The sequence below is a fragment of the Arthrobacter sp. Ms25 genome (assembly GCF_059090365.1).
In genome coordinates, this window is sequence record NZ_JBNHFP010000001.1 from 816,718 (window position 1) to 838,163 (window position 21,446).

Below are 21,446 nucleotides of genomic sequence, written 5' to 3' on the forward strand. Positions count from 1 at the left end.
CAGCCGGCGCAGAACAAATCGGTTGGGATGCGCGCGGGCCTGCCGCCCGGGGCAGCGTCCAAATGCAGACATGAAAAAAGAGGCCTGATGACTCAGACCTCTTTCTTGGTGGAGCTGAGGGGACTCGAACCCCTGACCCCCTGCATGCCATGCAGGTGCGCTACCAGCTGCGCCACAGCCCCGAACTTTCAGTGGTTTTCCACCGCAAACCCTTCGGTCTCCCGAAGGTTTTGGTGGAGCTGAGGGGACTCGAACCCCTGACCCCCTGCATGCCATGCAGGTGCGCTACCAGCTGCGCCACAGCCCCAAAACTAAAGGTTGTCTGCCTCACTTTTCCGTTCACCGGGGCGAAGCAACTCCTCTACCTTAGTACAAATCAACAGGAGCGCAAAATCCACTCAGCGCGGCCCTGCAGGGCAGGAAAGACAGCCTTTCAACCCTCCACCGGCCCGCTCGGAAGCGAGTCCAGCCCGACATTGTGCTGCGCCAGGTGCCACGCGGGATTACCATGCCGGTCCGGGATTTCCTGCAGGACGGACCAGTGGCAGTTGGATACCCCCGAGATGACCGCCCAGGACTCCGTCGGCAGGCCGAGCAGGGCACAGATTCCGGCGCGGATGGCTCCTCCGTGGCTGACGGCCACGAGGGTGCCACCGGCCGGCAGTTCCTGGACCGCCTCCCCCACCGCTTCCGCTACGCGCCGGCCGACGTCGACGCGTGTTTCACCGCCGCCGGCCCGGGCACTGCCGACTCCTGCGGACCAGGCGGTCAGCAGCGGAGCATCCTGCTCGGCAATCTGCGTGAAGGTACGCCCCTCCCACGTGCCGGCAAACGTTTCACGCAGGCGCTTATCCTCTGCGACGTCCAGGCCGGTTTCGGCAGCCAGCGCCCTACCCGTGGCCAGGGCGCGGCTCAGGTCAGATGAAACGATGGCGGTCGGTTCGAGAAAACGCAGCACTGCAGCCGCCTCGGCCGCCTGTCGAAGGCCGGTGGCGTCAAGGGAGATATCCTGCTGCCCTTGGAAGCGCCCCGCCCGGTTCCATTCCGTGCGTCCGTGGCGCCAGAAAACCACCCGGCGCGACGCGGTATCCGGATCCCAAGGGGCAGGGGCGCTCATGTGTTATTCGGACTCGGCGCCGGCAGGAGCGTCTTCGAGCTGCAGGTCAACTTCGGGGCAGTCCTTCCACAGGCGCTCCAGGGCGTAGAACACCCGGTCCTCCTCGTGCTGGACGTGCACTACGACGTTGGCGTAGTCCAGCAGGACCCAACGGCCTTCGCTGCGTCCTTCCCTGCGCACCGGCTTGAGGTCCATCTTGGACAGTTCCTCTTCGATGCCGTCAACAATGGCGTTGACCTGGCGCTCGTTCGATGCCGAGGCAATGAGGAAAACGTCGGTGATGGCGAGCCGTTCGCTCACGTCGATTGCGACGATATCGTCCGCAATCTTGGCCGAGGCCGCTTTGGCCGCCGCCCGTGCAATGTCGATGGAAGATTCGGTGGCGCTCAAAGTGTGTCTCCTTGGGGTAATCGGTCAGCCGCCAAGGCCGCCGACGATCATTAGTACTCCGACGATCAGGGCAAGTGTGCCCAGACCTGCAACGCCGGCGGCTGCAAAACGCAGCCTCCGGGTACGGCCGAGTCCGGCCGTCATAACATCTAGGGGGTCGAGGCCAAAGGCGCTGCGGGCCCCGATGGGGGTGGCCTCCTCCGCGTCCGGTGCGTTGACCAAAGCGTCCGCCCGCGCAAGGATGTGCGAATGGCGCACATCCGTGGCACCCACGGGCACCCGGCGAGGGGCGGAGGCCGGACGCTTTGCGGGGGTCGCCGGCTGGGGCCGGGCTGGAGCCGCAGCCTGCTGCGTGGCCGTGACGATGGGCACGTGCGAGGTCGGCGGCGCTTTCATCACCGGATGTTCCATCCCGGGGACGGACACGAATTCAAGCGGGGTCACCATGGCCAGGTTGTGCGCCGTGCTCGGGTCCCCGGAAGAGGGCCGGCGCTGCCCGTTCTCCTCCGACAGCTTCTGGATGGCCTGCGTCCGGCGGTTCAGTACCTTGGCACGCTCGGCCAGGGCCTTCTGCTGCGCCAGCAGTTCCAGGTCCACGGCCTGCGGATCTTCCGCCTGGAGGGCTTCCATGGCCGCAACCTGGTTGCGGGCCTGCCCCTCAAGGGCCTGGCGGGCGGCCAGGGCCTGTTCCACGCTCATGCCTTCGACGTCGGCATTGGGGTCGGTGCCGCGGGCGTCCTCCGAGGCGGGCACCGCAGCGAGGGATTCCGTTGCGGCTGCGCGGCTGTCGTCCGATCCCGGGGCATCCTGCCGCACTTGCGCCGCACGGCGGCTCTGCCGGGCCGGCTGCCCGGTGCCGGCGTCCCCGGTCTGCAGCTCGGGTGCCTGCTGCTCTTCACCGGCGGCTGCCAGCTGCCGCCGGCGTTCCCGGCGCAGGGGTGCACCGGCAGCGGAAGGATTCCCGCCGCCGGAGGGGACCGACGGTGAGTCCACCGGTGACGGCTGCTCCTGCCCGGAGACTGCCGCAGGGGTGGCGGCCGGCGGGGCACCTGCAGCTGCACGCTGCTGCTGTTGCTGTAGCCGTAACTGCCGGCGGGTGGGCAGGGAGGGTTCAGGGTCCCGGCGCTCCTGCGCTTCGGTCAGTGCCTTGTACGCGCGCAGCGCTTCCCGGTCCCGTGCACGCTGCTGGGACTCACGTTCCCGCGGCTCGGCCGGGGAATCCACGGGTACGTCAGCCGCCCTGCGGCTGCGCCGCGGCGCGGACTCTGGACCGTTCGTCATTTCCTACCCATCGGTATGTATCTTTACGCTACTGGTTCTGTTTCGGTTTCCGCGGAGCTCTCGGACTGCCGTCCGGCGGCATACAAACGATGCTTCGCGATGTACTGCACCACTCCGTCCGGTACGAGGTACCACACGGGTTTGCCGCCGGCCACCCGGCGCCTGCAATCGGTGGAGGAAATCGCCATGGCCGGCACCTCCATCAGGGAGACATCATCACGGCCTACGTTTTCCAGCACGTGGCCCGGCCGCGTCACTCCCACGAAGTGGGCCAAGGACCACAGTTCCTGAATGTCCTTCCAGGACAGGATCTGTGCCATGGCGTCGGCACCGGTGATGAAGTACAGCTCCGCATCGGGGCGCGCCGCCTTCAAATCCCGCAGGGTGTCGATGGTGTAGGTGGGACCGGGGCGGTCAATGTCCACACGGCTCACCGTGAAGCGGGGGTTCGACGCGGTGGCGATGACCGTCATGAGGTACCGGTGTTCGGCCGGGCTCACCTGCTGCGCTGCCGGCTTGTGCCATGGATCGCCGGTGGGGACGAAAACCACTTCGTCCAGATCGAACGTGGACGCCACCTCGCTCGCCGCCACGAGGTGGCCGTGATGAATGGGGTCGAACGTTCCACCCATGACTCCGAGCCGGAATCTGCGCTTTCCGTTGCTGTCTGTCCGCTGCGGTTCAGCCATGGCCAGGAACGCCTCCGCCGGATTCACGTGTCAGGTCAGTCTCGGATGGCCTGGCCGTGGTCATGCTTATCCGGGAACTGGCGCTGGGGGTCAACGTGCTCCGGCTCGGCCGTGTGGCGGTTGCCCACGTTGCTGAAGGACACCGTCACCAGCATCAGCAACAGCAGCACCGCGAAGATCACCCCGCCGTAGACGTACGGAGACGCCGGCAGTTCGACGTGGTGTTCTTCGGCAGCAGTAAGGACCGCGCCCGTAAGCTGGATCAGCATGTATCTCCCCTAGAGATTGATAGGTTCCGCCGGGCAGCCGGCGGAACGGGTTCTTAGTCAATGGTACGCGTAACGGAGTACACATCGCAGCCGGAGGCGCCGCGGGCGTACCCGGCGGAATCAGCCGCGGATCTGGCCGTCGCCCTGAATGATCCATTTGGTGGTGGTCAGTTCCTTCAGCCCCATGGGACCGCGGGCATGCATTTTCTGCGTGGAGATGCCCACCTCGGCGCCCAGTCCGAGCTCTCCCCCGTCCGTGAACCTGGTGGACGCGTTGACGATCACCGCTGCCGAATCGATCTCGGCAATGAACCGCTCGGCATTGGCGAGGTCGTTGGTGATGATCGCCTCCGTGTGTCCGGTGGTCCAGCGCCTAATGTGCCCGAGTGCGTCGTCAAGTGTGTCCACGACCGCCACAGCCAGGTCCAGGTCCATGTATTCCCGTGCCCAGTCCCCCTCGTCGGCGGGTTCGGCGCTCACGCCGGCGGGCAGCAGATCCATGGCACGGGCGTCGGCATGCAGGCGGACCCCGGCAGCGGCGAGGGCCGCCAGGACGTCCGGAGCCGCCGCAGCACCCTCGTGGATGAGCAGGGTTTCGACGGTATTGCAGACGCTGGGCCGCTGTGTCTTCGCATTGAGGAGGATGTCGACGGCCATCTCCACCGGCGCACTCCGGTCGAGGAAGATGTGCACGTTGCCCTCCCCGGTTTCGATGACCGGGACGGTGGCATTGGCGACCACCGACTGGATCAGGGAACGTCCGCCGCGGGGAATCAGCACATCCACCCGGCCGCGTGCCCGCATGAGGACATTGGCGCCTTCGCGCCCGTACCGGTCCACGCTCTGCACGGCATCGGCGGGAAGGCCGACGGCGTCTAGGGAGTCGCGGATGATGTCCACCAGTACCTCGTTGGTGGCCGCGGCTGCGCTGCCTCCGCGCAGGAGCACGGCGTTGCCGCTTTTCAAGGCCAGGCCGGCAATATCGAGCGTGACGTTGGGCCGGGCTTCGTAGATCGCCGCCACCACGCCCATGGGAACATGCACCTGGCGCAGCCGCAGGCCGTTGGGCAGCGTCTGGCCGCGGGCTACCGATCCCACCGGATCGGGCAGCCCGGCAAGGTTCTCCAGCGCTGCCGCCAGTGCGGTGATACGCGCGGAGGTCAGCGACAGCCGGTCCAGCATGGCCGGTGAGGTCCCGTTGTCCCGGCCGGCCGCCACATCCCGGGCGTTGGCCGCGAGGATAGCGGACTGCTGTGCGGTGACGTTCTGTGCGATTTCCCGCAGGGCGCGGTCTTTCCACGCGCGGTTGGCCCGGGCCAGGCGCCGGGCAGCGGTGCGCGACCGGTCCGCCAGGGCATGGACCTGTGCTTCCACATCGGCGGCGGGTGCGCCGGATTCGCGTTCGGCCTCAGTCGTGTTCACGGAAGTCATGCTCCCAGTGTAGGTCCGGTGCCGTCCTCCGGGGCGGGTGCCTCATTGGGGTGCAGGAGAACGAGGTCGTTCACGTGCACCACGGCACGTTCGTAGCCGCGCCCGAGATCCCGGGACAGTTCGCGGGTGGAGCGCCCGAGCATGGCGGGCAGCTCGTCTGATCCGTAGTTGCTCAGGCCATGGGCAATGACCCGGCCTGCGGTATCGGCCAGGGCAACGGCATCGCCGGGCTCGAACTGCCCCTTCACGGCGGTGATTCCCGCCGGCAGCAGGGACCGGTGCCGGTCCCCCACTGCCTTTGCCGCGCCGTCGTCGAGCACCAGCGTGCCCTGGATCCGGGCGAGGTGGGCGAGCCACAGCAGCCGGATGGACCGGCGCCGGCCGCGGGTGGTGAACCAGGTCCCCACGTCCTCTCCGGCCAGTGCGGCCGCCGCGTTCGGCGTAGAGGTCACCAGGGCGGGGATGCCGGACTCAGCGGCAATGGTGGCCGCTTCGACCTTGGTCGCCATTCCGCCCGTACCCACGCCGGCCCTGCCCACCCTGCCGATCCGCACGTCCTCCAGGTCCTTGGGACCGGTGACTTCGGGGATGCGGCGGGCACCTTCGGACGGCGGACCGTCATAGAGGGCGTCGACGTCGGAGAGCAGGATCAGGGCGTCGGCCTTCACCAGGTGCGCCACCAGGGCGGCCAGGCGGTCATTGTCCCCGAACCGGATTTCGTGGCTGGCGACGGTGTCGTTCTCGTTCACGATCGGCAGGACGCCGAAGTTCAGCAGCCGCTCCATCGCCCGGTGCGCGTTGGCGTGGTGGGCGCGGCGCATCAGGTCCTCCACGGTGAGCAGCACCTGGCTGACCGTGACTCCGTGGACGCCGAAGGCCGAGGTGTAGCGGGCCATCAGCAGGCTCTGCCCCACGCTGGCAGCCGCCTGCTGGGAGGAAAGCTGGGTGGGACGCTTTGCCAGGCCCAGCGGCGCCAGCCCGGCGCTGATGGCACCGGAGGAGACCAGGATGATCTCGGTGCCCTGCGCATGGCGGGCGGCCAGCACGTCCGCCAGTGACCGCAGGGCCGAGTCGGAGATGCCGCCCGCCACCGAGGTCAGGGACGAGGAGCCCACCTTGACCACTACCCGGCGGGCACGGGCCAGCCCGGAACGTGAGGTCAGTGCCCTGCGGGCAGGGGCAGCGGAAACGGTTTGTTCACTCATGGTCAGCCCAGCCTATGCGCAGGTGCTGCACCGCCGTCGGACTGTGAAGCAGAAGTTACTCGGCTTCATGGTCCTCCGCCGGACGCGTGGAGTGCTTGTAGTTCACCGACTCGGTCCAGATTCCTGCACGGCGCTCGGCTTCGAGCTCCTCGCGTGCAGCGGCACGGGCGTCCCGGCGCTTCTGGTGGTCCTCGCGCTTCTCCTCGCGGGTGGGCCGGGAGAACTCCTCGACGCGGATGTCGCTGCCGCGCGGCGAGGCGGCAAGCAGCTCGGCGCCGCCGACCATGGTGGGCTCCCAGTCGAAGACGACGCCGTCGCCCTCGCCGATCACCACGGCGTCGCCGGGCTTCGCGCCTTCCTTGAACAGCTTGTCCTCGACGCCGAGCTTCGCCAGGCGGTCGGCCAGGTAGCCCACCGCCTCATCGTTGGTGAAGTCGGTCTGCTGGACCCAGCGCACCGGCTTTTCGCCCAGGACGCGGAAGAGGGGTTCGAGGTTGCGTTCCTCGCGGCGGATGATGAAGCCGCCCTTGACGTTGACGGCACGCGGCTTCAGGACCGGCGGCTGGATCCGCGGCGGGGCCTGCTCCACGGCGTCGCGGGCTTCCTTGACGATGGCAGCCATCGCGAAGCCCAGCTCCCGCAGGCCTTCGTGGCTGGAGGCGGACACTTCGAAGACGCGGTAACCGCGCTTCTCCAGTTCGGGCCGGACAAATTCGGCCATGTCGCGCCCGTCGGGCACATCCACCTTGTTCAGCGCGACCAGCCGCGGACGGCGGTTCAGCGGCACGACGTCGCCGTCGGTGCCGGCGTAGCTCATGTCCACTTCGTACTTCTCGAGTTCGCGTTCGATGATCTCGAGGTCGCCGATCGGATCGCGGTCCGTCTCCAGGGCGGCACAGTCCAGCACGTGGACCAGCGCGGCGCAGCGTTCGACGTGGCGCAGGAAGTTGTGGCCCAGGCCCTTGCCCTCGGAAGCACCTTCGATCAGGCCGGGCACATCTGCCACGGTGAAGCGGACGTCACCGGACTGCACTACGCCCAGGTTCGGGATCAGGGTGGTGAAGGGGTAGTCGGCAATCTTGGGCCGGGCGGCGGACATGGCCGCGATCAGGGATGATTTGCCGGCGGACGGGAAGCCGACCAGCGCAATATCGGCGATGGACTTGAGTTCCAGGACAATGTCCGCCTCTTCGCCCGGGATACCCAGCAGCGCGAAGCCGGGGGCCTTGCGCTTCTGGGAAGACAGCGAGGAGTTGCCCAGGCCGCCCTGGCCGCCTGCAGCGGCGACGTACTCGGTGCCCTCGCCCACCAGGTCCGCAAGGACCTCACCGTCCTTGGTCTTCACGACGGTGCCGTCCGGCACCGGGAGGATCAGCGTCTCGCCGGTCTTGCCGGCGCGCCAATCGCCCATGCCGTTGCCGCCGTTGGTGGCGTGGCGGTGCGGGGCGTGGTGGTAGTCGAGCAGCGTGGTGGTCTGCGAATCGACGCGCAGGATGACGTCGCCGCCATCGCCGCCGTTGCCGCCGTCGGGCCCGCCGAGGGGCTTGAACTTTTCACGCTTGACGGACACGCAACCATGGCCGCCTGTACCGCCCGAAACATGCAGCACTACGCGGTCTACAAAGCTGGCCATGGTTCTCCTTCAGAGGAACTTCTTGATCATGCCAATTCTACTTGGCTTAAAAAACGACGGGGCGGGCCATCAAGGCCCGCCCCGTCGGAAAAGCTAAATGCCGGTGATTACTCGGCGGCTGCAGCAGCCACGATGTTCACGACGCGGCGGCCACGACGGCTGCCGAATTCAACTGCGCCTGCTTCCAGGGCGAACAGGGTGTCGTCGCCTCCGCGGCCGACGCCCTCACCCGGGTGGAAGTGGGTGCCGCGCTGGCGAACGATGATTTCGCCTGCCTTGACAACCTGGCCGCCGAAACGCTTTACGCCGAGGTACTGGGCGTTGGAGTCGCGACCGTTGCGAGTGGAACTCGCACCTTTCTTATGTGCCATTTCTTTGCCTGCCTTTGCTAACTGATATTGAAACCCTCAGGCGGGATCACACCCGCGGTCCCGGCCCTGGGGCCGGCAGGAGAATCAGGAGTTGATGGACGTAACCTTGACCTTGGTCAGCGAGGAGCGGTAGCCCTGACGCTTCTTGTAGCCGGTCTTGTTCTTGAACTTCTGGATGACAATCTTCGGACCCCGGAAGTTCTCGACGATTTCTGCAGTCACGGTAACCTTGGCCAGGTCCTGTGCAGCAGAGGTGACCTTGTCGCCATCAACCAAAAGCAGGGCAGGCAGCTCAAAGGTGCTACCGGCTCCACCGGGGACGCGGTCCAGGGTTACGAGGTCTCCGACGGAAACCTTTTCTTGGCGGCCGCCAGCGCGGACAATCGCGTACACCACTTGGGAACTCACTTCTCTCGACGTTTAATACTTGGATGCGCGTTTAGCCTGGACCAGATTGGTCCTGCCTTGCGCCATGCAGTTCCGCCTAAGCCGATAATCGGTTGGAAGGCGTTCGCACCGAAGTTCAAGGCTACGCTAATGGCCCCATAACCCGCAAATGCGGACTGCGCACATGCAGGCGGACCAAGGCGCCACCGAACCGGTGCCACTGCTCAATCTCTACTTTATCCCATGATGCCGGTGATCCGGGCATCGGCCCGCCGGGCAGGCATGCCGCAGGGTTAAACGCCTGCGGGCGGCCGGCCCCCTGAGGGACAGGCCGCCCGCAGGCGGTACGGCAGGAAGGCTACAGCTCGGAGGCAGGTACGCCTACGCCCAGAATGACCGGAGCCGCTGCGCCGGCCTTCTCCTCCCGGGCCACCGGCGGCGTGCCTGCAGCCGCGGCCTTATGCGGTGCCGGAGCGGAAGCAGCTGCTTCCCCCGCTGCCGGCGCCAGGACCTCGGCGCCGCCCTGCGGGCTGCTGGCCGCCCTGCGGCGGCGAACCGGGCGGGCGGGCACTTCCGGAGCCACGGCCGGAGCGTCCACCTTCGGCGCGTCGGCCTTGGGGGCATCGGCCTTCGGGGTGTCCGCCTGTTCCTGCTCCCGTCCCGGTTCCACCGGCCGTGACACCGCCGAAGCGACCTCGTTAAAGGCCTCGGTAAGGCTTTCCAGGGTCAGAGCGGGTTCCTCCTTGACCGGACGGCGCCGCTGGCGGCGGGGAACCACCACAGTTTCACCCTGGATATTCAGCACTGCGCCGGGTTCCGTGTCGGCCCCGTCGTCGGACTTCGCCGGTGCCGCGGAGCCGCCGTTGCCGTTGCCGTTGGCGGCAGCGTCCACGACGTCGTGCGCAGCAGCGGTGGCTGCCGCAATGCTGGCGAGGGCGGCGCGGGCGGCTTCGGCCTTGGCCTGACGCTCGGCATCTTCCTGCACCGGCTCCTCCGCCTGGGGCTGTTCCTCCGCCTGCTGGGCATTGCCGTTCTGGCCGCGGCTGCGGTTGCGCTTCCGGTCCCCGCGGGACTGCTTTTCCTGCTTGATGTGCTGCTGGTGGTTGTCGTCGGCAACTGCGTGGCCGTTGCCGGACGGCATGTGGCCGGTGCTGCGGCGGTGCTCCACGGGTACGTCCTGGGTCACCACGCCGCGTCCGTCACAGTGTTCACAGGTCTCGCCGAAGACTTCCAGCAGCCCGGTTCCCATCCGCTTGCGGGTCATCTGGACCAGGCCGAGCGAGGTAACCTCGGCCACCTGGTGCTTGGTCCGGTCCCGGCCCAGGCATTCCACGAGGCGGCGCAGCACCAAGTCACGGTTGGCTTCAAGGACCATGTCGATGAAGTCGATGACAATGATGCCGCCGATGTCACGCAGCCGCAGCTGGCGGACCACTTCTTCGGCAGCTTCGAGGTTGTTCTTGGTGACGGTTTCTTCCAGGTTGCCGCCGCTGCCGGTGAACTTGCCAGTGTTCACGTCCACCACGGTCATGGCCTCGGTGCGGTCAATCACGAGGGAACCGCCCGAGGGCAGGAACACCTTGCGGTCCAGGGCCTTGGCGATCTGCTCGTCGATGCGGTGGGCGGAGAAGATGTCCTCTTCCTTGGTCCACTTCTCCAGCCGTCCCACGAGGTCCGGTGCCACATAGGTGACGTAGGCCTCGATGGTGTCCCAGGCTTCCTCTCCGGAAACCACGAGCTTGGAGAAGTCCTCATTGAAGACATCGCGGACCACCTTGATGGTCAGGTCCGGTTCGCCGTACAGGAGCTCCGGCGGCAGTGTCTTCGTGGACGTGGACCTGGCCTCAATGGTCTCCCACTGTGCCCGGAGGCGGTTGATGTCATTCATCAACTCTTCCTCGCTGGCACCTTCAGCGGCAGTGCGCACAATGACGCCGGCATTTTCCGGCAGGTGGTCCTTGAGGATCTTCTTGAGCCGGTTGCGCTCGACGTCGGGCAGCTTACGTGAAATGCCGGTCATCGAGCCGCCCGGAACGTACACGAGGTAGCGGCCGGGAAGGGAGATCTGGCTGGTCAGGCGTGCACCCTTGTGACCCACCGGATCCTTGGTGACCTGCACCAGGACCGAGTCGCCGGACTTGAGCGCGAGCTCAATGCGGCGCGGCTGGCCGTCCAGGCCGGCGGCATCCCAGTTGACCTCTCCGGCGTACAGCACGGCGTTGCGTCCGCGGCCGATGTCCACGAAGGCCGCCTCCATGCTGGGCAGCACGTTCTGGACCTTGCCGACGTAGACATTGCCGATGAGCGAGTCCTGCTGGGTGTTGGAGACAAAGTGCTCGGCGAGGATGCCGTCCTCCAGCACACCGATCTGGATCCGCTCGCCGCGCTGTCGGACAATCATCTGCCGGTCCACTGATTCCCGGCGGGCCAGGAACTCAGCCTCGGTGATCACGTGGCGCCGGCGGCCCGACTCGCGGGATTCGCGGCGGCGCTGCTTCTTGGCCTCGAGCCGGGTGGAGCCCTTGACACTGGTAACGCGGTCCGACGCCGGGGCGTCGGCGTGCGCACGCGGGGCGCGCACACGGGTGACCGTGTTGGGCGGGTCGTCGTCCGCTCCCCCGGTCAGCTCCAGGTCCGCGTCTCCGCGGCGGCGGCGACGACGGCGGCGGGACGTCACGCCGTCGGACTCACTGTCCTCGGGACCGGCCGATGAGTCCTCGGCACCGGCTTCCTGTCCGCCTGCCTGCTCCGATCCCGCGCGGCTGCGGCCACGGCGGGAACGGCGGCGCGAACGGCCGGAGTCATCACTGCCGTCCTGCTCATCAGTTTCTTCGGCGTCGGCGGGCTTGGCCGCCGGTACGGAACGGACAGCCGTAAGGTCCGGGGCGTGGAAGAGCACCGAGGTGGGTGATTCCGGCACGGAGAAGGGATCCAGCGCCGAGGCAGGCCCGGCGGCTTCGGTCTTTGCCGGACCTTCGGCCGCGTCGGGCAGCACCGGCTCGGCAGGGGTTTCGGCGGGTTCCGCGGGCCCCGCCGACTCCGCCGAGCGCGCCGGACCCGTCGGTGTGCTGGCACGGCGGCGGGTGCGGGTCTTGGCTGCCGGCGCTTCAACGGCGGGCTCGGCAGTGTTGGTGGACTCGGGACCGGCAGCCAGCGTCACTTCATCGGCAGCGCTGTCTTCGACGGCAGCCTTCTTGGCGGGGCTGCGGCGCCGCCGGACCGTCTTAGCCGGAGTTTCGGACGCGGCGTCGCCGGCAGCAGTTCCGTCGGCGGGGACCGAATCCGCGGCGGCGGAACCGGCCGCGGCCTCCGGGGCGGCCGATGCGTCAGTGGTCGATGCGTCGGCTGCCGGTGCCGCCTTCTTGCGCGGTGCGCGGGTCCGCTTGGGCTTCTCGACGGCGGCTGCCGGGGCAGCCGTTTCGGCTGCCGTCGTTACCTCTGCCTCGGTGTCCTCGGCCGGCTGCTCCTCGGGGGAAGAAACCGGAACGGACTTGCGGCGGCTGCGGGTTGCCTTCTTCACCGGGGCGGGCTGCTCATCCGGCTGCACAGGGAGGTTGTCTGCCGTACCGTTTTCTACAGGCAGTTCATTGGTTCCATTATTCTGATTCGTCATGTAGGCCTATGCTCCGGCCCTGCGGCACTGGCCACATTCCAATGCCCCAAGGCAATGTATCGGCTGTACGGTGGCATCGCAGCCTGCCCGCCAGCCGGAAGTCGTCTGGATGTCATTCGAGGTCGTGCCAGCTGTGGGGCGCGGTATCACTCGAAGACCAGCGGCGCTTTTCCTGCTGCCCCCGCGGAACGGATAATTTTCGTTACGGCTATGGGCAGGTCTGGCCGGCGGATTCCCTGGTTCCCATCCGGATTGATGGGCAAACTGCACGGGAAGCGTCACCGGCAGAACCGGAAGCCTGTCGCTGGACCGGTGACGGAATGTGGTTCCGCCATCAGCCAAGCTTCATTATCGCATACGGCCGCCTTTTTGGCCCGTCCCTGCGCATAGACTCGACGCAGATAGTTACTTCCACCATCTACTCCGTAAGGAGCTTCCGTGCCCTCCAGTGCAGCACGTCCATCCTCCGGCGCCGCCCCGGGCGAAACCGCCAGTCCCCGGGATCCGGCAGCTGCGGCCCTTCGTCCCGAACGCCGCTCCTTTGTCTGGACACTGCTGGCCACGGCGGTGATCGGGTGGGTTGCCTCCGGAATCCTGGTGATTGAACGTCTCCGCCTGTTTGCGGACGCAAACTACATCACCAGCTGCGACATCAGTCCTTGGGTTTCCTGCGGCACCGTCTTCCAGACCTGGCAGGCGGCTATTTTCGGCTTTCCCAATCCACTGATCGGCATCGTTGCCTTCAGCGTGGTCATCACCACGGCAATGGGGCTGCTGGCCGGGGCGCGGTTCGCCCGCTGGTACTGGATCGGGCTGCAGATCGGCGTGACCCTGGGCATGGTGTTCGTCGTCTGGCTGTGGAGCCAGGCACTGTTCGACATCTACGTGCTGTGCATTTACTGCATTGTGGTCTGGGCTGCCATGATTCCGCTGTTCGTCTTCACGACCATCCGCAACCTGGCGGCCGGCGCCATACCGGCGCCGGCCGGGCTGGTCCGTTTCCTCACGGACTGGGCGTGGCCGATTGTCGTCCTGCTCTGGGTGGCGACGGCCGCGTCCATCTTCTTCCGCTTTATGAATTCCTTCATCGGCGGCTAGCAGGGCAGGCGCTTAGGAATCCAGCGGAAGCCCCCAGGCGAGTACCACCGGGATGTCCTGGCCCTCCCAGGTGGCGGTCAGCGCGGGGTCCGGTGCGGTGCGGCCGTCCAAATCCAGCAGCCGCACGACGGAGAACTCCCAGCCGCCCTCGGTCAGGACGGAGGTTGCCCATCCCTCCGGATCGGAGGCCGGTGCATCGACCAGCTCGGCGCCGTCGGGCATCCCCGTGCTGCTGACCTGCATGGTTTCCGGCAGCAGCTCGCGGGCGCCGTCGTTCTCAAGATACTGGGCCGCCTGCGGCTGCCGGGAAAGGAGGGCGGCTTCCAATGCCCGGGCATAGACCGGGTCGCCGACCGCGTCGTAGACCCAGCGCCGCCCGAGGACCGAATGCTCCATCTCGTTGATCAGGAATTCCTCCGCACCGTCCAGCGGAGCGCCCCGGTAGGTCAGGGGCACCTGTACCACTGCCGATCCGGCCTCCACGATGTGGGTTTCGATGCCCACGGCGCCCTCCGGATCATCGAAGCGGAAGGACGCCACCTTCCGGACCGTTACCGGTTCCGTTGAGGGAAACCACCAGGTGCCCGGCAACCAGCCGGAGATCAATTCCATTTTGCCCGGACGCAGCTCGGCGTCGTAGATAAGTGCCATGGGCACAGCCTAGGCGACTTTCTCCGGAACCCGTGAGGAATTTCCCCCGCAGGTTCCCCGTTGCCGCAGGAGAAGGCGGGATGACATTTGCCCGCAGCTCCACATCTCGACCCATCAGGAGAACCATGCTCAGAACCACGCCCGCCCGTCCCGAAACTCCGCGCACCGCACTCGTTGCCGGGGCTACCGGAATTGCCGGAGCGGCCCTGGTGGACCTGCTGTCGAACGAGGGCTGGACAGTCCTGGCCCTGTCGCGGAAGGCCGGCGCGCCGGACCCGGCGCGTCCCGGCGTCGTTCCGGTTGCAGCGGACCTCGGCTCCCCCGAGTCCCTGGCCCGGGCGCTGGAGGGTGCCCGTCCCACGCACGTGTTCTTTACGTCCTGGTCGCGGCAGGAAACGGAGGTGCAGAACATAGCCGTCAACTCCGCCATGGTGCGCCACCTGCTCGAGGCACTGGCGGATGCACCCCTGGAGCATGTGGCCCTGATGACCGGGCTCAAGCACTACATGGGACCGTTCGAGGCCTACGGCGCGGGCCCCATGCCGGATACCCCGTTCTCCGAAGACGAGCCGCGGCTGCCGGTGGAGAACTTCTACTATGCGCAGGAAGACGAGCTGATGGAGGCCGCGCAGCGGCAGGGCTTCGCCTGGTCGGTCCACCGGGCCCACACGGTGATCGGGTTCGCCGTCGGCAACGCCATGAACATGGGCCAGACCCTGGCGGTACAGGCGACGCTGTGCCGCGAGCTGGGGATGCCGTTCGTCTTCCCCGGTTCCGAAACGCAGTGGAACTCGGTCACCGACATGACCGACGCAGGTCTGCTGGCCGAGCATATGCTCTGGGCGGCCACGGACGGGAACACCGCCAACGAGGCGTTCAACGTGGTCAACGGCGATGTCTTCCGCTGGCGTTCGCTCTGGCCGCGGCTGGCCGCGGAGTTCGGGGTGGAGCCCGTCGGTTTCGAGTCCGAACCGCGTCCGCTGGAACAGCAGATGGCGGGCATGGAGGACGCCTGGGCCAAGGTCGCCGACCGTTACGGCCTGGCCGAACCGGATCTCGGACGCCTGGCCTCGTGGTGGCACACCGATGCCGACCTGGGCCGGAAGGTGGAGGTCCTCACCGATATGAGCAAGAGCAGGCTGGCGGGCTTCACCGGCTACCGCCGTACGGAGGACGCGTTCAAGGCGCTCTTCGGACGCCTCCGCGCCGGAAACCTCATCCCCTAGCTTTGTCAGGAGCAGCAAAGGGCCGGCACCGTTATCGGTGCCGGCCCTTTGGTGATCCGTACGGTAATCCCGCGTACTAGCTGAACCAGATACCGATTTCCCGGGCTGCCGATTCGGGCGAATCGGAGCCGTGGACCAGGTTCTGCTGCACCGCGGAGCCCCAGTCGCGGCCGAAGTCGCCGCGGATGGTGCCGGGGGCCGCCGACGTCGGGTCGGTGGTGCCGGCCAGGGAGCGGAAGCCCTCAATGACGCGCTGTCCCTCAAGGACCACGGCGACAACCGGGCCGCTGAGCATGAACTCCACCAGCGGTTCGTAGAACGGCTTGCCCTGGTGCTCGGCATAGTGCTCTTCGAGGATGGCGCGGGTGGCCACGGTCTTCTTCAGTTCCGCCACGGTGTAACCCTTGGCTTCGATCCGGGCCAGGATGGCGCCGGTGAGCCGCCGCTCGACGCCGTCGGGCTTGATCAGGACAAGTGTGCGCTCGGTGCTCACGGTGTATCTCCTTGGAAGAACGATTGGATATCGGGTCTAAGCCTAGTCGGTGCCGGAGGCGGAGCCGGGGCCGGCGGCAGCATTCCCTTCTTCGGGATGCGCCTTTTCCCATTCCGCCTGCATCCGGTCCCGTTCGCGGTTTTCCCGGTCCAGCCGCATCCCGGCCCGCAGGCCGTACCACCAGGTCAGGGCAAAGAGCCCGCCGACAATGAACAGCGTGTAGTCCAGGAAGCCGCTGGCGATGAGCACCAGCTGCAGGATCCAGCCGATCAGCGGACCCGCCGGTTTCGAGAGCAGCGCACACGTTCCGATCATCGCCGCGGAGAGCAGCACGCCGCCGCCCAGCAGCAGCGGCGGGGAGACGGTGTCGCGGTGCAGCCCGAAGACGGCCAGCGTCCCGAACAGCACCACGAACGCTTCCAGCACCAGCACCGTGGAAGCGAACATTACCTTGACGGAGCGGCGCTTCTTGGGCATGCCCGGGCGCCACTCGCGCTGTGCCTTGGTGAGTCTAGCCATAGCTGCGAAGCCTACTTTCCGAGAAGGGTGCGCGCTTCAGCGACCACGGTGATGGAGCCGACGACGAGCACGCCGCCGGAGAGGTCATTGTTCTCCTCAGCCTTGGCCACGGCCTGTTCCAGGGCATTGTCCAGGCCTGCCTCGACCTGGATGTCCTCGTCGGCGAACCCGGCGTCCACAGCGTCCTGGACGAGTTCCTCGGCGGGGATCGCACGCGGCGAGCTGGACTGCGTCAGGATCACGCCGCTGACCAGGTCCCCCAGCTGTTCGCGGAGTTCGCTCAGGATGCCGACGGCGTCCTTTTCCGCCAGGATGCCGACCACCAGGACGAGGGTGGTGAAGTTGAACGCCTCGCGCAGTGCCTCGGCGGACGCCTTTGCGCCGGCGGGGTTGTGCGCGGCGTCGACCACGATGGTGGGCGCGGTCCGCACCACTTCGAGGCGTCCCGGAGAGGTGACGTTCAGGAATCCTTCCCGCAGCAGTTCGACGTCGAGCTCCTTGCTGCCGCCGCCGATGAAGGCTTCCAGCGCCGCCACGGCAACTGCCGCATTTTCGGCCTGGTGGGCGCCGTGCAGCGGAACCTGGAGGTCCTCGTAGCGGCCGGCGAGGCCGTTGACGGTGACCATCTGCCCGCCCACCGCCATGACGCGGGACTCGACGCCGAACTCGACGCCCTCGAACCGGAACGGGACACCGGCTTCGTGTGCCTTCTCCAGCAGTACCTGCGCCGCTTCCATGGGCTGCGCGGCACTGATGAGGAAGCCGTCCTCCTTGATAATGCCGGCCTTTTCCCGGGCGATATCGGCGACGTCGTCCCCGAGCAGCTCGGTGTGGTCCAGCGAGATGGGGGTAATCACCGAAACGGTGCCGTCCCCGACGTTGGTGGCATCGGTGATGCCGCCGAGTCCCACCTCGATGACGGCCACATCCACGGGCTCGTCCGCGAAGACCGCGAACGCCAGGATGGTCACCGCCTCGAAGTACGTCAGCCGGGGTTCCCCCTCGGCCTCCAGCTCGGCGTCGACGATGTCCAGGTAGGGGTGGATTTCATCCCAGATCCGGACAAACGTTTCGTCGCTGACGGCCTCGCCGTCAATGCTGATCCGCTCGGTGACGCTGCTCAGGTGCGGGCTGGTGTAGCGTCCGGTGCGCAGCCCGTAGGCGCGCAGGCCGGCTTCGATCATGCGGGCTGTCGAGGTTTTGCCGTTGGTGCCGGTGATGTGGATGATCGGGTAGGCCTTGTTCGGCTCCCCCAGCACCTCCATCGCACGGAACAGCGGAGCCATGCGCGGCTCCATTTTGTTTTCCGGGGCGCGGCTGAGCAGTTCGGCATAAACGCTCTCCACGGAGAACCCGTCGATGGAACCGGACGGGCGGTCTGCTGAACTCATGAAATCTTCTCCACTGTAACGATGTATTTCTCGGCGTCCGTGTCGGCGCCGTCGGTGGCCAGGTCCCCGGTGATGACCAGGTCATCGGTGAGCGTTTCACTCTTCACCAGGCCGGCGTTGGCCTGGAGCGCGGCCGCTTCTTCCCCGCCGGTGCTGATGCGGGTGCGGATGCGGTCGCTGATGTGCAGGTCCGCATCGCGGCGGGCCTGCTGAACGGCACGGATGGCGTCGCGGGCGGTGCCCTCGGCGGCCAGCTCGGGCGTGACCTCGGTGTTGAGGACCAGGAAGCCGCCGCCGGGCAGCACGGCGACCGCCTTGGCGGATTCCCCTTCGTCCGATTCGACGACGGTCTCCAGCGTGTATTCCTGCGGTTCCAGGGCGAGGCCGCCGGCGGTGACGTTGCCGGCGTCGTCCACGGACCAGTCGCCGGACTTGGCGGCCTTGATGGCCGTCTGGACGTTCTTGCCCAGGCGCGGGCCGGCCGCACGGGCATTGACCACGAGCTTCTGGCTGATGCCGAACTCGGCCGGATCGGCGTCGGCCGCGTCCACCAGGCGGACGTTCTTCAGGTTCAGCTCGTCCGCGATGATCGCCGCAAACTGGCCTGCCAGGGACTGGGCTTCCGGGGCGACGACGGTCATCCCGGACAGCGGCAGGCGGACCCGCAGGTTTGCTCCCTTGCGCAGGGAGGACCCGACGGAGGCAATCCGGCGGGTGGCTTCCATGCGTTCCACCAGGGCGGGGTCGCTCGGGAAGAGGTCCGCGTCCGGCCAGTCGGTCAGGTGCACGGAGCGCCCGCCGGTCAGGCCGCGCCAGATTTCCTCGGCGATCAGCGGCAGCAGCGGGGCCGCCACCCGGCAGACGGTCTCCAGCGCCGTGTAGAGCACGTCGAAGGCCTGGGTGTCTTCTTCGAAGAAGCGCGTACGGCTGCGGCGGATGTACCAGTTGGTCAAGGTGTCCGTGTAGCCGCGCAGGATCTCGCACGCCACGGAGACGTCGTAGCTGTCCAGCGCCGTGCCCATGTCCCGGACCAGGTCGCCGGTGGCGGCGAGCAGGTAGCGGTCCAGCGGCTCGGTGGAGTCATAGCAGGCCTTGGCTTCGTAGCCGTTGCCGTTGTTCGCGGCGTTGGTGTACAGGCTGAAGAAGTGCCAGACGTTCCACAGGGGCAGGATGGCCTGGCGGACGCCGTCGCGGATGCCCTGTTCTGTGACGATCAGGTTGCCGCCACGCAGGATGGGCGAGGCCATCAGGAACCAGCGCATTGCGTCGGAACCGTCGCGGTCCAGCACCTCGGAGACGTCCGGGTAGTTCCGCAGCGACTTGGACATCTTCTGCCCGTCCGAGCCCAGCACGATGCCGTGGCTGATGACGTTGCGGAAGGCGGGCCGGTCGAACAGCGCCGTGGCCAGCACGTGCAGGGTGTAGAACCAGCCGCGGGTCTGGCCGATGTACTCCACGATGAAGTCGCCGGGGTTGTGGTTCTCAAACCAGTCGGCGTTTTCGTGCGGGTAGTGCACCTGGGCGTACGGCATGGAGCCGGAGTCGAACCACACGTCCAGGACGTCTTCGACGCGGCGCATGGTGGACTGCCCGGTGGGGTCATCCGGGTTGGGCCGGGTCAGCTCGTCGATGAACGGGCGGTGCAGGTCCGGCTGGCCTTCCTTGTTCAGCGGCAGCCGGCCGAAATCGGCTTCCATTTCGGCCAGCGAACCGTACACGTCGGTGCGCGGGTAGTTGGGATCATCGGAGACCCAGACCGGGATGGGGCTGCCCCAGTACCGGTTGCGGCTGATGGACCAGTCGCGGGCGTTTTCCAGCCACTTGCCGAACTGGCCGTCCTTGACGTTCTCCGGGATCCAGTTGATCTGCTGGTTCAGCTCGACCATGCGGTCCTTGATCTTGGTGACCTCCACGAACCAGGAGGAGACCGCCTTATAGATCAGCGGGTTCCGGCAGCGCCAGCAGTGCGGGTAGCTGTGCTCGTAGCTGGCCTGGCGCAGGAGCCGGCCGTCGGCCTTGAGGACGCGGGTGATGGGCTTGTTGGCGTCGAAGACCTGCAGGCCGGCAATGTCGGCCAGTTCCCCGGTACCGAACATGGGCAGGAACTTGCCGCCCTCGTCCACGGAGAGGATCACCGGGATGCCGTACTCTTCGCAGACCTTCTGGTCGTCTTCACCGTAGGCCGGGGCCTGGTGGACAATGCCGGTGCCGTCGGTGGTGGTGACGTAGTCGGCGGTGACGATCTGCCAGGCGTTGGCGGTGCCCCACTTTTCCGTGTCGGCGTAGTAGTTCCAGAGCGGTTCATAGCACAGTCCGGCCAGGTCCTTGCCCAGGTGCACAGCGGTGACGGCCGCGCGGGCCGCCTCGGCGTCGTCGTACCCCAGGTCCTTGGCGTAGGAGCCGACCAGGTCCTCGGCGAGGAGGAACCGACCCTCCCCTGCCTGCGTGCCCTTCTCTCCGGCGGGCACGACGGCGTACCGGACGTCGGGCCCGACGGCGAGGGCCATGTTGGTGGGCAGGGTCCACGGCGTGGTGGTCCAGGCGATGGCCTTGACGCCCTCGAGCTCGGCGGAGAGCGCGTTGTCGCCGGCGGTGATGGGGAACGTGACCGTGACCGTCTGATCCTGGCGCATCTTGTAGACGTCGTCGTCCATGCGCAGCTCGTGGTTGGACAGCGGGGTCTCGTCCTTCCAGCAGTACGGGAGCACCCGGAAACCGCTGTAGGTCAGGCCCTTCTCATGCAGGGTCTTGAAGGCCCAGATGACGGATTCCATGTATTCGACGTTGAGCGTCTTGTAGTCGTTCTCGAAGTCCACCCAGCGGGCCTGGCGGGTGACATAGTCCTGCCAGTCCCCGGCGTACTTCATGACCGAGGCACGGCAGGCATCGTTGAACTTGTCGATGCCCATCTTCTCGATCTGGACCTTGTCGCTCATGCCGAGCTGCTTCATGGCCTCGAGCTCGGCGGGCAGGCCGTGGGTGTCCCAGCCGAAGCGGCGTTCGACGCGGCGCCCGCGCTGGGTCTGGTAGCGGGCCACCAGGTCCTTGACGTAGCCGGTCAACAGGTGGCCGTAGTGCGGCAGGCCGTTGGCGAAGGGCGGGCCGTCGTAGAAGACGAATTCGTTGTCGCCGTCGTTTCCGGCCCGCCGGGCGTCAATGGAGGCCTGGAAAGTGCCGTCTTTGTCCCAGTACTTCAGAACGCGTTCTTCGAGTTCCGGAAACCGGGGAGAGGAGGGAACGGCAGCAGAAGCTGCGTCGCCGGTGCTGGCTTTGGGGTATACAGAGGGCATATTCGTCATCCTGATAGCGGCAAGTGAATCTGGCTGTGGAACAGGATGCGAGGGCGGCCTCTACCGGCCCCGGAAGGCCGGCGGTCACCGCGGTACCACCTCGCTTGCCGCCGCCCGTCCTCCTGCTGGTGCTGGAGGCGCGTGCGGCTGCCGCTCATTGACTGCTGTGACGGGCTTACCCGTCCGGTTCTACTGGGTTGCCCCTACTAAAGAGGTAACTGTTCTTCCGGAAGCTCACCGGTGATGGCCGGGTCAGTGCTGCTCGCTCAAGTTTAGGCCACGCCCGCGGGCTTGTCGAAGCAGTCCCCGCGGGCTCCCTGCGGCGCCGGCCGGTTTACTGCCCGGCGCTGCCGGCTTACGGCCCGGTGCTGCCGGACGGTTGCGGCCTGGGC

18 protein-coding genes and 2 tRNA genes are annotated in these 21,446 nt (G+C 67.0%); 2 read left to right on the forward strand and 18 right to left on the reverse strand.

What is annotated here, in order from left to right; translation table 11 throughout:
* Nucleotides 1-106: 106 nt before the first annotated feature.
* The 13 genes from AC5RT8_RS03800 to AC5RT8_RS03860 form a co-directional block, all read right to left on the reverse strand.
* Nucleotides 107-182, reverse strand: a tRNA-Ala gene (locus AC5RT8_RS03800).
* Between the two features lie 49 nt (nt 183-231).
* Nucleotides 232-307, reverse strand: a tRNA-Ala gene (locus tag AC5RT8_RS03805).
* A 126-nt stretch (nt 308-433) separates the two neighbouring features.
* Nucleotides 434-1,117, reverse strand: a complete 684-nt coding sequence (locus tag AC5RT8_RS03810) for a histidine phosphatase family protein (protein WP_494094356.1) — start codon at nt 1,115-1,117, stop codon at nt 434-436.
* A gap of 3 nt (nt 1,118-1,120) precedes the next feature.
* Nucleotides 1,121-1,507: a ribosome silencing factor gene (gene rsfS / locus AC5RT8_RS03815; protein ID WP_227921091.1), complete on the reverse strand. Its 387-nt coding sequence runs from the start codon at nt 1,505-1,507 to the stop codon at nt 1,121-1,123.
* A gap of 24 nt (nt 1,508-1,531) precedes the next feature.
* Nucleotides 1,532-2,788 (reverse strand): hypothetical protein, encoded by a 1,257-nt coding sequence (locus AC5RT8_RS03820; RefSeq protein WP_494094357.1) that lies wholly within the window; start codon nt 2,786-2,788, stop codon nt 1,532-1,534.
* Nucleotides 2,789-2,811: 23 nt separating this feature from the next.
* Nucleotides 2,812-3,477, reverse strand: coding sequence for a nicotinate-nucleotide adenylyltransferase (gene nadD, locus AC5RT8_RS03825; protein WP_494094358.1), 666 nt, complete (start codon nt 3,475-3,477; stop codon nt 2,812-2,814).
* Nucleotides 3,478-3,512: 35 nt separating this feature from the next.
* Nucleotides 3,513-3,746: a hypothetical protein gene (locus AC5RT8_RS03830; protein ID WP_494094359.1), complete on the reverse strand. Its 234-nt coding sequence runs from the start codon at nt 3,744-3,746 to the stop codon at nt 3,513-3,515.
* A 120-nt stretch (nt 3,747-3,866) separates the two neighbouring features.
* Nucleotides 3,867-5,177: a glutamate-5-semialdehyde dehydrogenase gene (locus tag AC5RT8_RS03835; protein WP_494094360.1), complete on the reverse strand. Its 1,311-nt coding sequence runs from the start codon at nt 5,175-5,177 to the stop codon at nt 3,867-3,869.
* On the reverse strand, nt 5,174-6,382 hold the full coding sequence (gene proB / locus AC5RT8_RS03840; RefSeq protein ID WP_494094361.1) for a glutamate 5-kinase: 1,209 nt from the start codon (nt 6,380-6,382) through the stop codon (nt 5,174-5,176). Before proB ends, AC5RT8_RS03835 begins: the two co-directional genes overlap by 4 nt.
* Nucleotides 6,383-6,437: 55 nt before the next feature.
* The gene (obgE, locus tag AC5RT8_RS03845; RefSeq protein WP_494094362.1) at nt 6,438-8,015 is read right to left on the reverse strand and encodes a GTPase ObgE; all 1,578 of its coding nucleotides are present in this window, start codon (nt 8,013-8,015) and stop codon (nt 6,438-6,440) included.
* Between the two features lie 107 nt (nt 8,016-8,122).
* Nucleotides 8,123-8,386 carry a 50S ribosomal protein L27 gene (rpmA, locus tag AC5RT8_RS03850; protein ID WP_104053918.1) on the reverse strand — a complete coding sequence of 88 codons (264 nt, stop codon included), beginning with the start codon at nt 8,384-8,386 and terminating at the stop codon, nt 8,123-8,125.
* 84 nt (nt 8,387-8,470) lie between these two features.
* Complete coding sequence (gene rplU, locus AC5RT8_RS03855; RefSeq protein ID WP_146361875.1) at nt 8,471-8,782, reverse strand: 50S ribosomal protein L21; 312 nt, start codon at nt 8,780-8,782, stop codon at nt 8,471-8,473.
* Nucleotides 8,783-9,131: 349 nt separating this feature from the next.
* Nucleotides 9,132-12,386, reverse strand: a complete 3,255-nt coding sequence (locus AC5RT8_RS03860) for an Rne/Rng family ribonuclease (protein ID WP_494094363.1) — start codon at nt 12,384-12,386, stop codon at nt 9,132-9,134.
* 438 nt (nt 12,387-12,824) lie between these two features.
* Here AC5RT8_RS03860 and AC5RT8_RS03865 point away from each other — a divergent pair, with 438 nt between their 5' ends.
* The gene (locus tag AC5RT8_RS03865) at nt 12,825-13,484 is read left to right on the forward strand and encodes a vitamin K epoxide reductase family protein (RefSeq protein ID WP_494094364.1); all 660 of its coding nucleotides are present in this window, start codon (nt 12,825-12,827) and stop codon (nt 13,482-13,484) included.
* Between the two features lie 12 nt (nt 13,485-13,496).
* Here the strand turns inward: AC5RT8_RS03865 and AC5RT8_RS03870 are convergent, their stop codons facing one another.
* A complete protein-coding gene (locus tag AC5RT8_RS03870; protein ID WP_494094365.1) occupies nt 13,497-14,135 on the reverse strand; it encodes a CG0192-related protein in 639 nt (212 codons plus the stop codon).
* 125 nt (nt 14,136-14,260) lie between these two features.
* Between AC5RT8_RS03870 and AC5RT8_RS03875 the strand changes: the two genes are divergently transcribed.
* On the forward strand, nt 14,261-15,361 hold the full coding sequence (locus AC5RT8_RS03875) for an SDR family oxidoreductase (protein ID WP_494094366.1): 1,101 nt from the start codon (nt 14,261-14,263) through the stop codon (nt 15,359-15,361).
* Nucleotides 15,362-15,437: 76 nt separating this feature from the next.
* Here AC5RT8_RS03875 and ndk read toward each other — a convergent pair whose 3' ends face one another.
* From ndk to ileS, 4 genes are read right to left on the reverse strand one after another with little or no spacing between them, the layout of a single operon-like run.
* Nucleotides 15,438-15,854: a nucleoside-diphosphate kinase gene (gene ndk, locus AC5RT8_RS03880; RefSeq protein ID WP_494094367.1), complete on the reverse strand. Its 417-nt coding sequence runs from the start codon at nt 15,852-15,854 to the stop codon at nt 15,438-15,440.
* 42 nt (nt 15,855-15,896) lie between these two features.
* The gene (locus AC5RT8_RS03885; protein WP_494094368.1) at nt 15,897-16,373 is read right to left on the reverse strand and encodes a DUF4233 domain-containing protein; all 477 of its coding nucleotides are present in this window, start codon (nt 16,371-16,373) and stop codon (nt 15,897-15,899) included.
* An 11-nt stretch (nt 16,374-16,384) separates the two neighbouring features.
* A complete protein-coding gene (locus AC5RT8_RS03890) occupies nt 16,385-17,764 on the reverse strand; it encodes a bifunctional folylpolyglutamate synthase/dihydrofolate synthase (protein ID WP_494094369.1) in 1,380 nt (459 codons plus the stop codon).
* Nucleotides 17,761-21,063, reverse strand: coding sequence for an isoleucine--tRNA ligase (gene ileS, locus AC5RT8_RS03895; protein ID WP_494094370.1), 3,303 nt, complete (start codon nt 21,061-21,063; stop codon nt 17,761-17,763). Before ileS ends, AC5RT8_RS03890 begins: the two co-directional genes overlap by 4 nt.
* Nucleotides 21,064-21,446 lie beyond the last annotated feature (383 nt).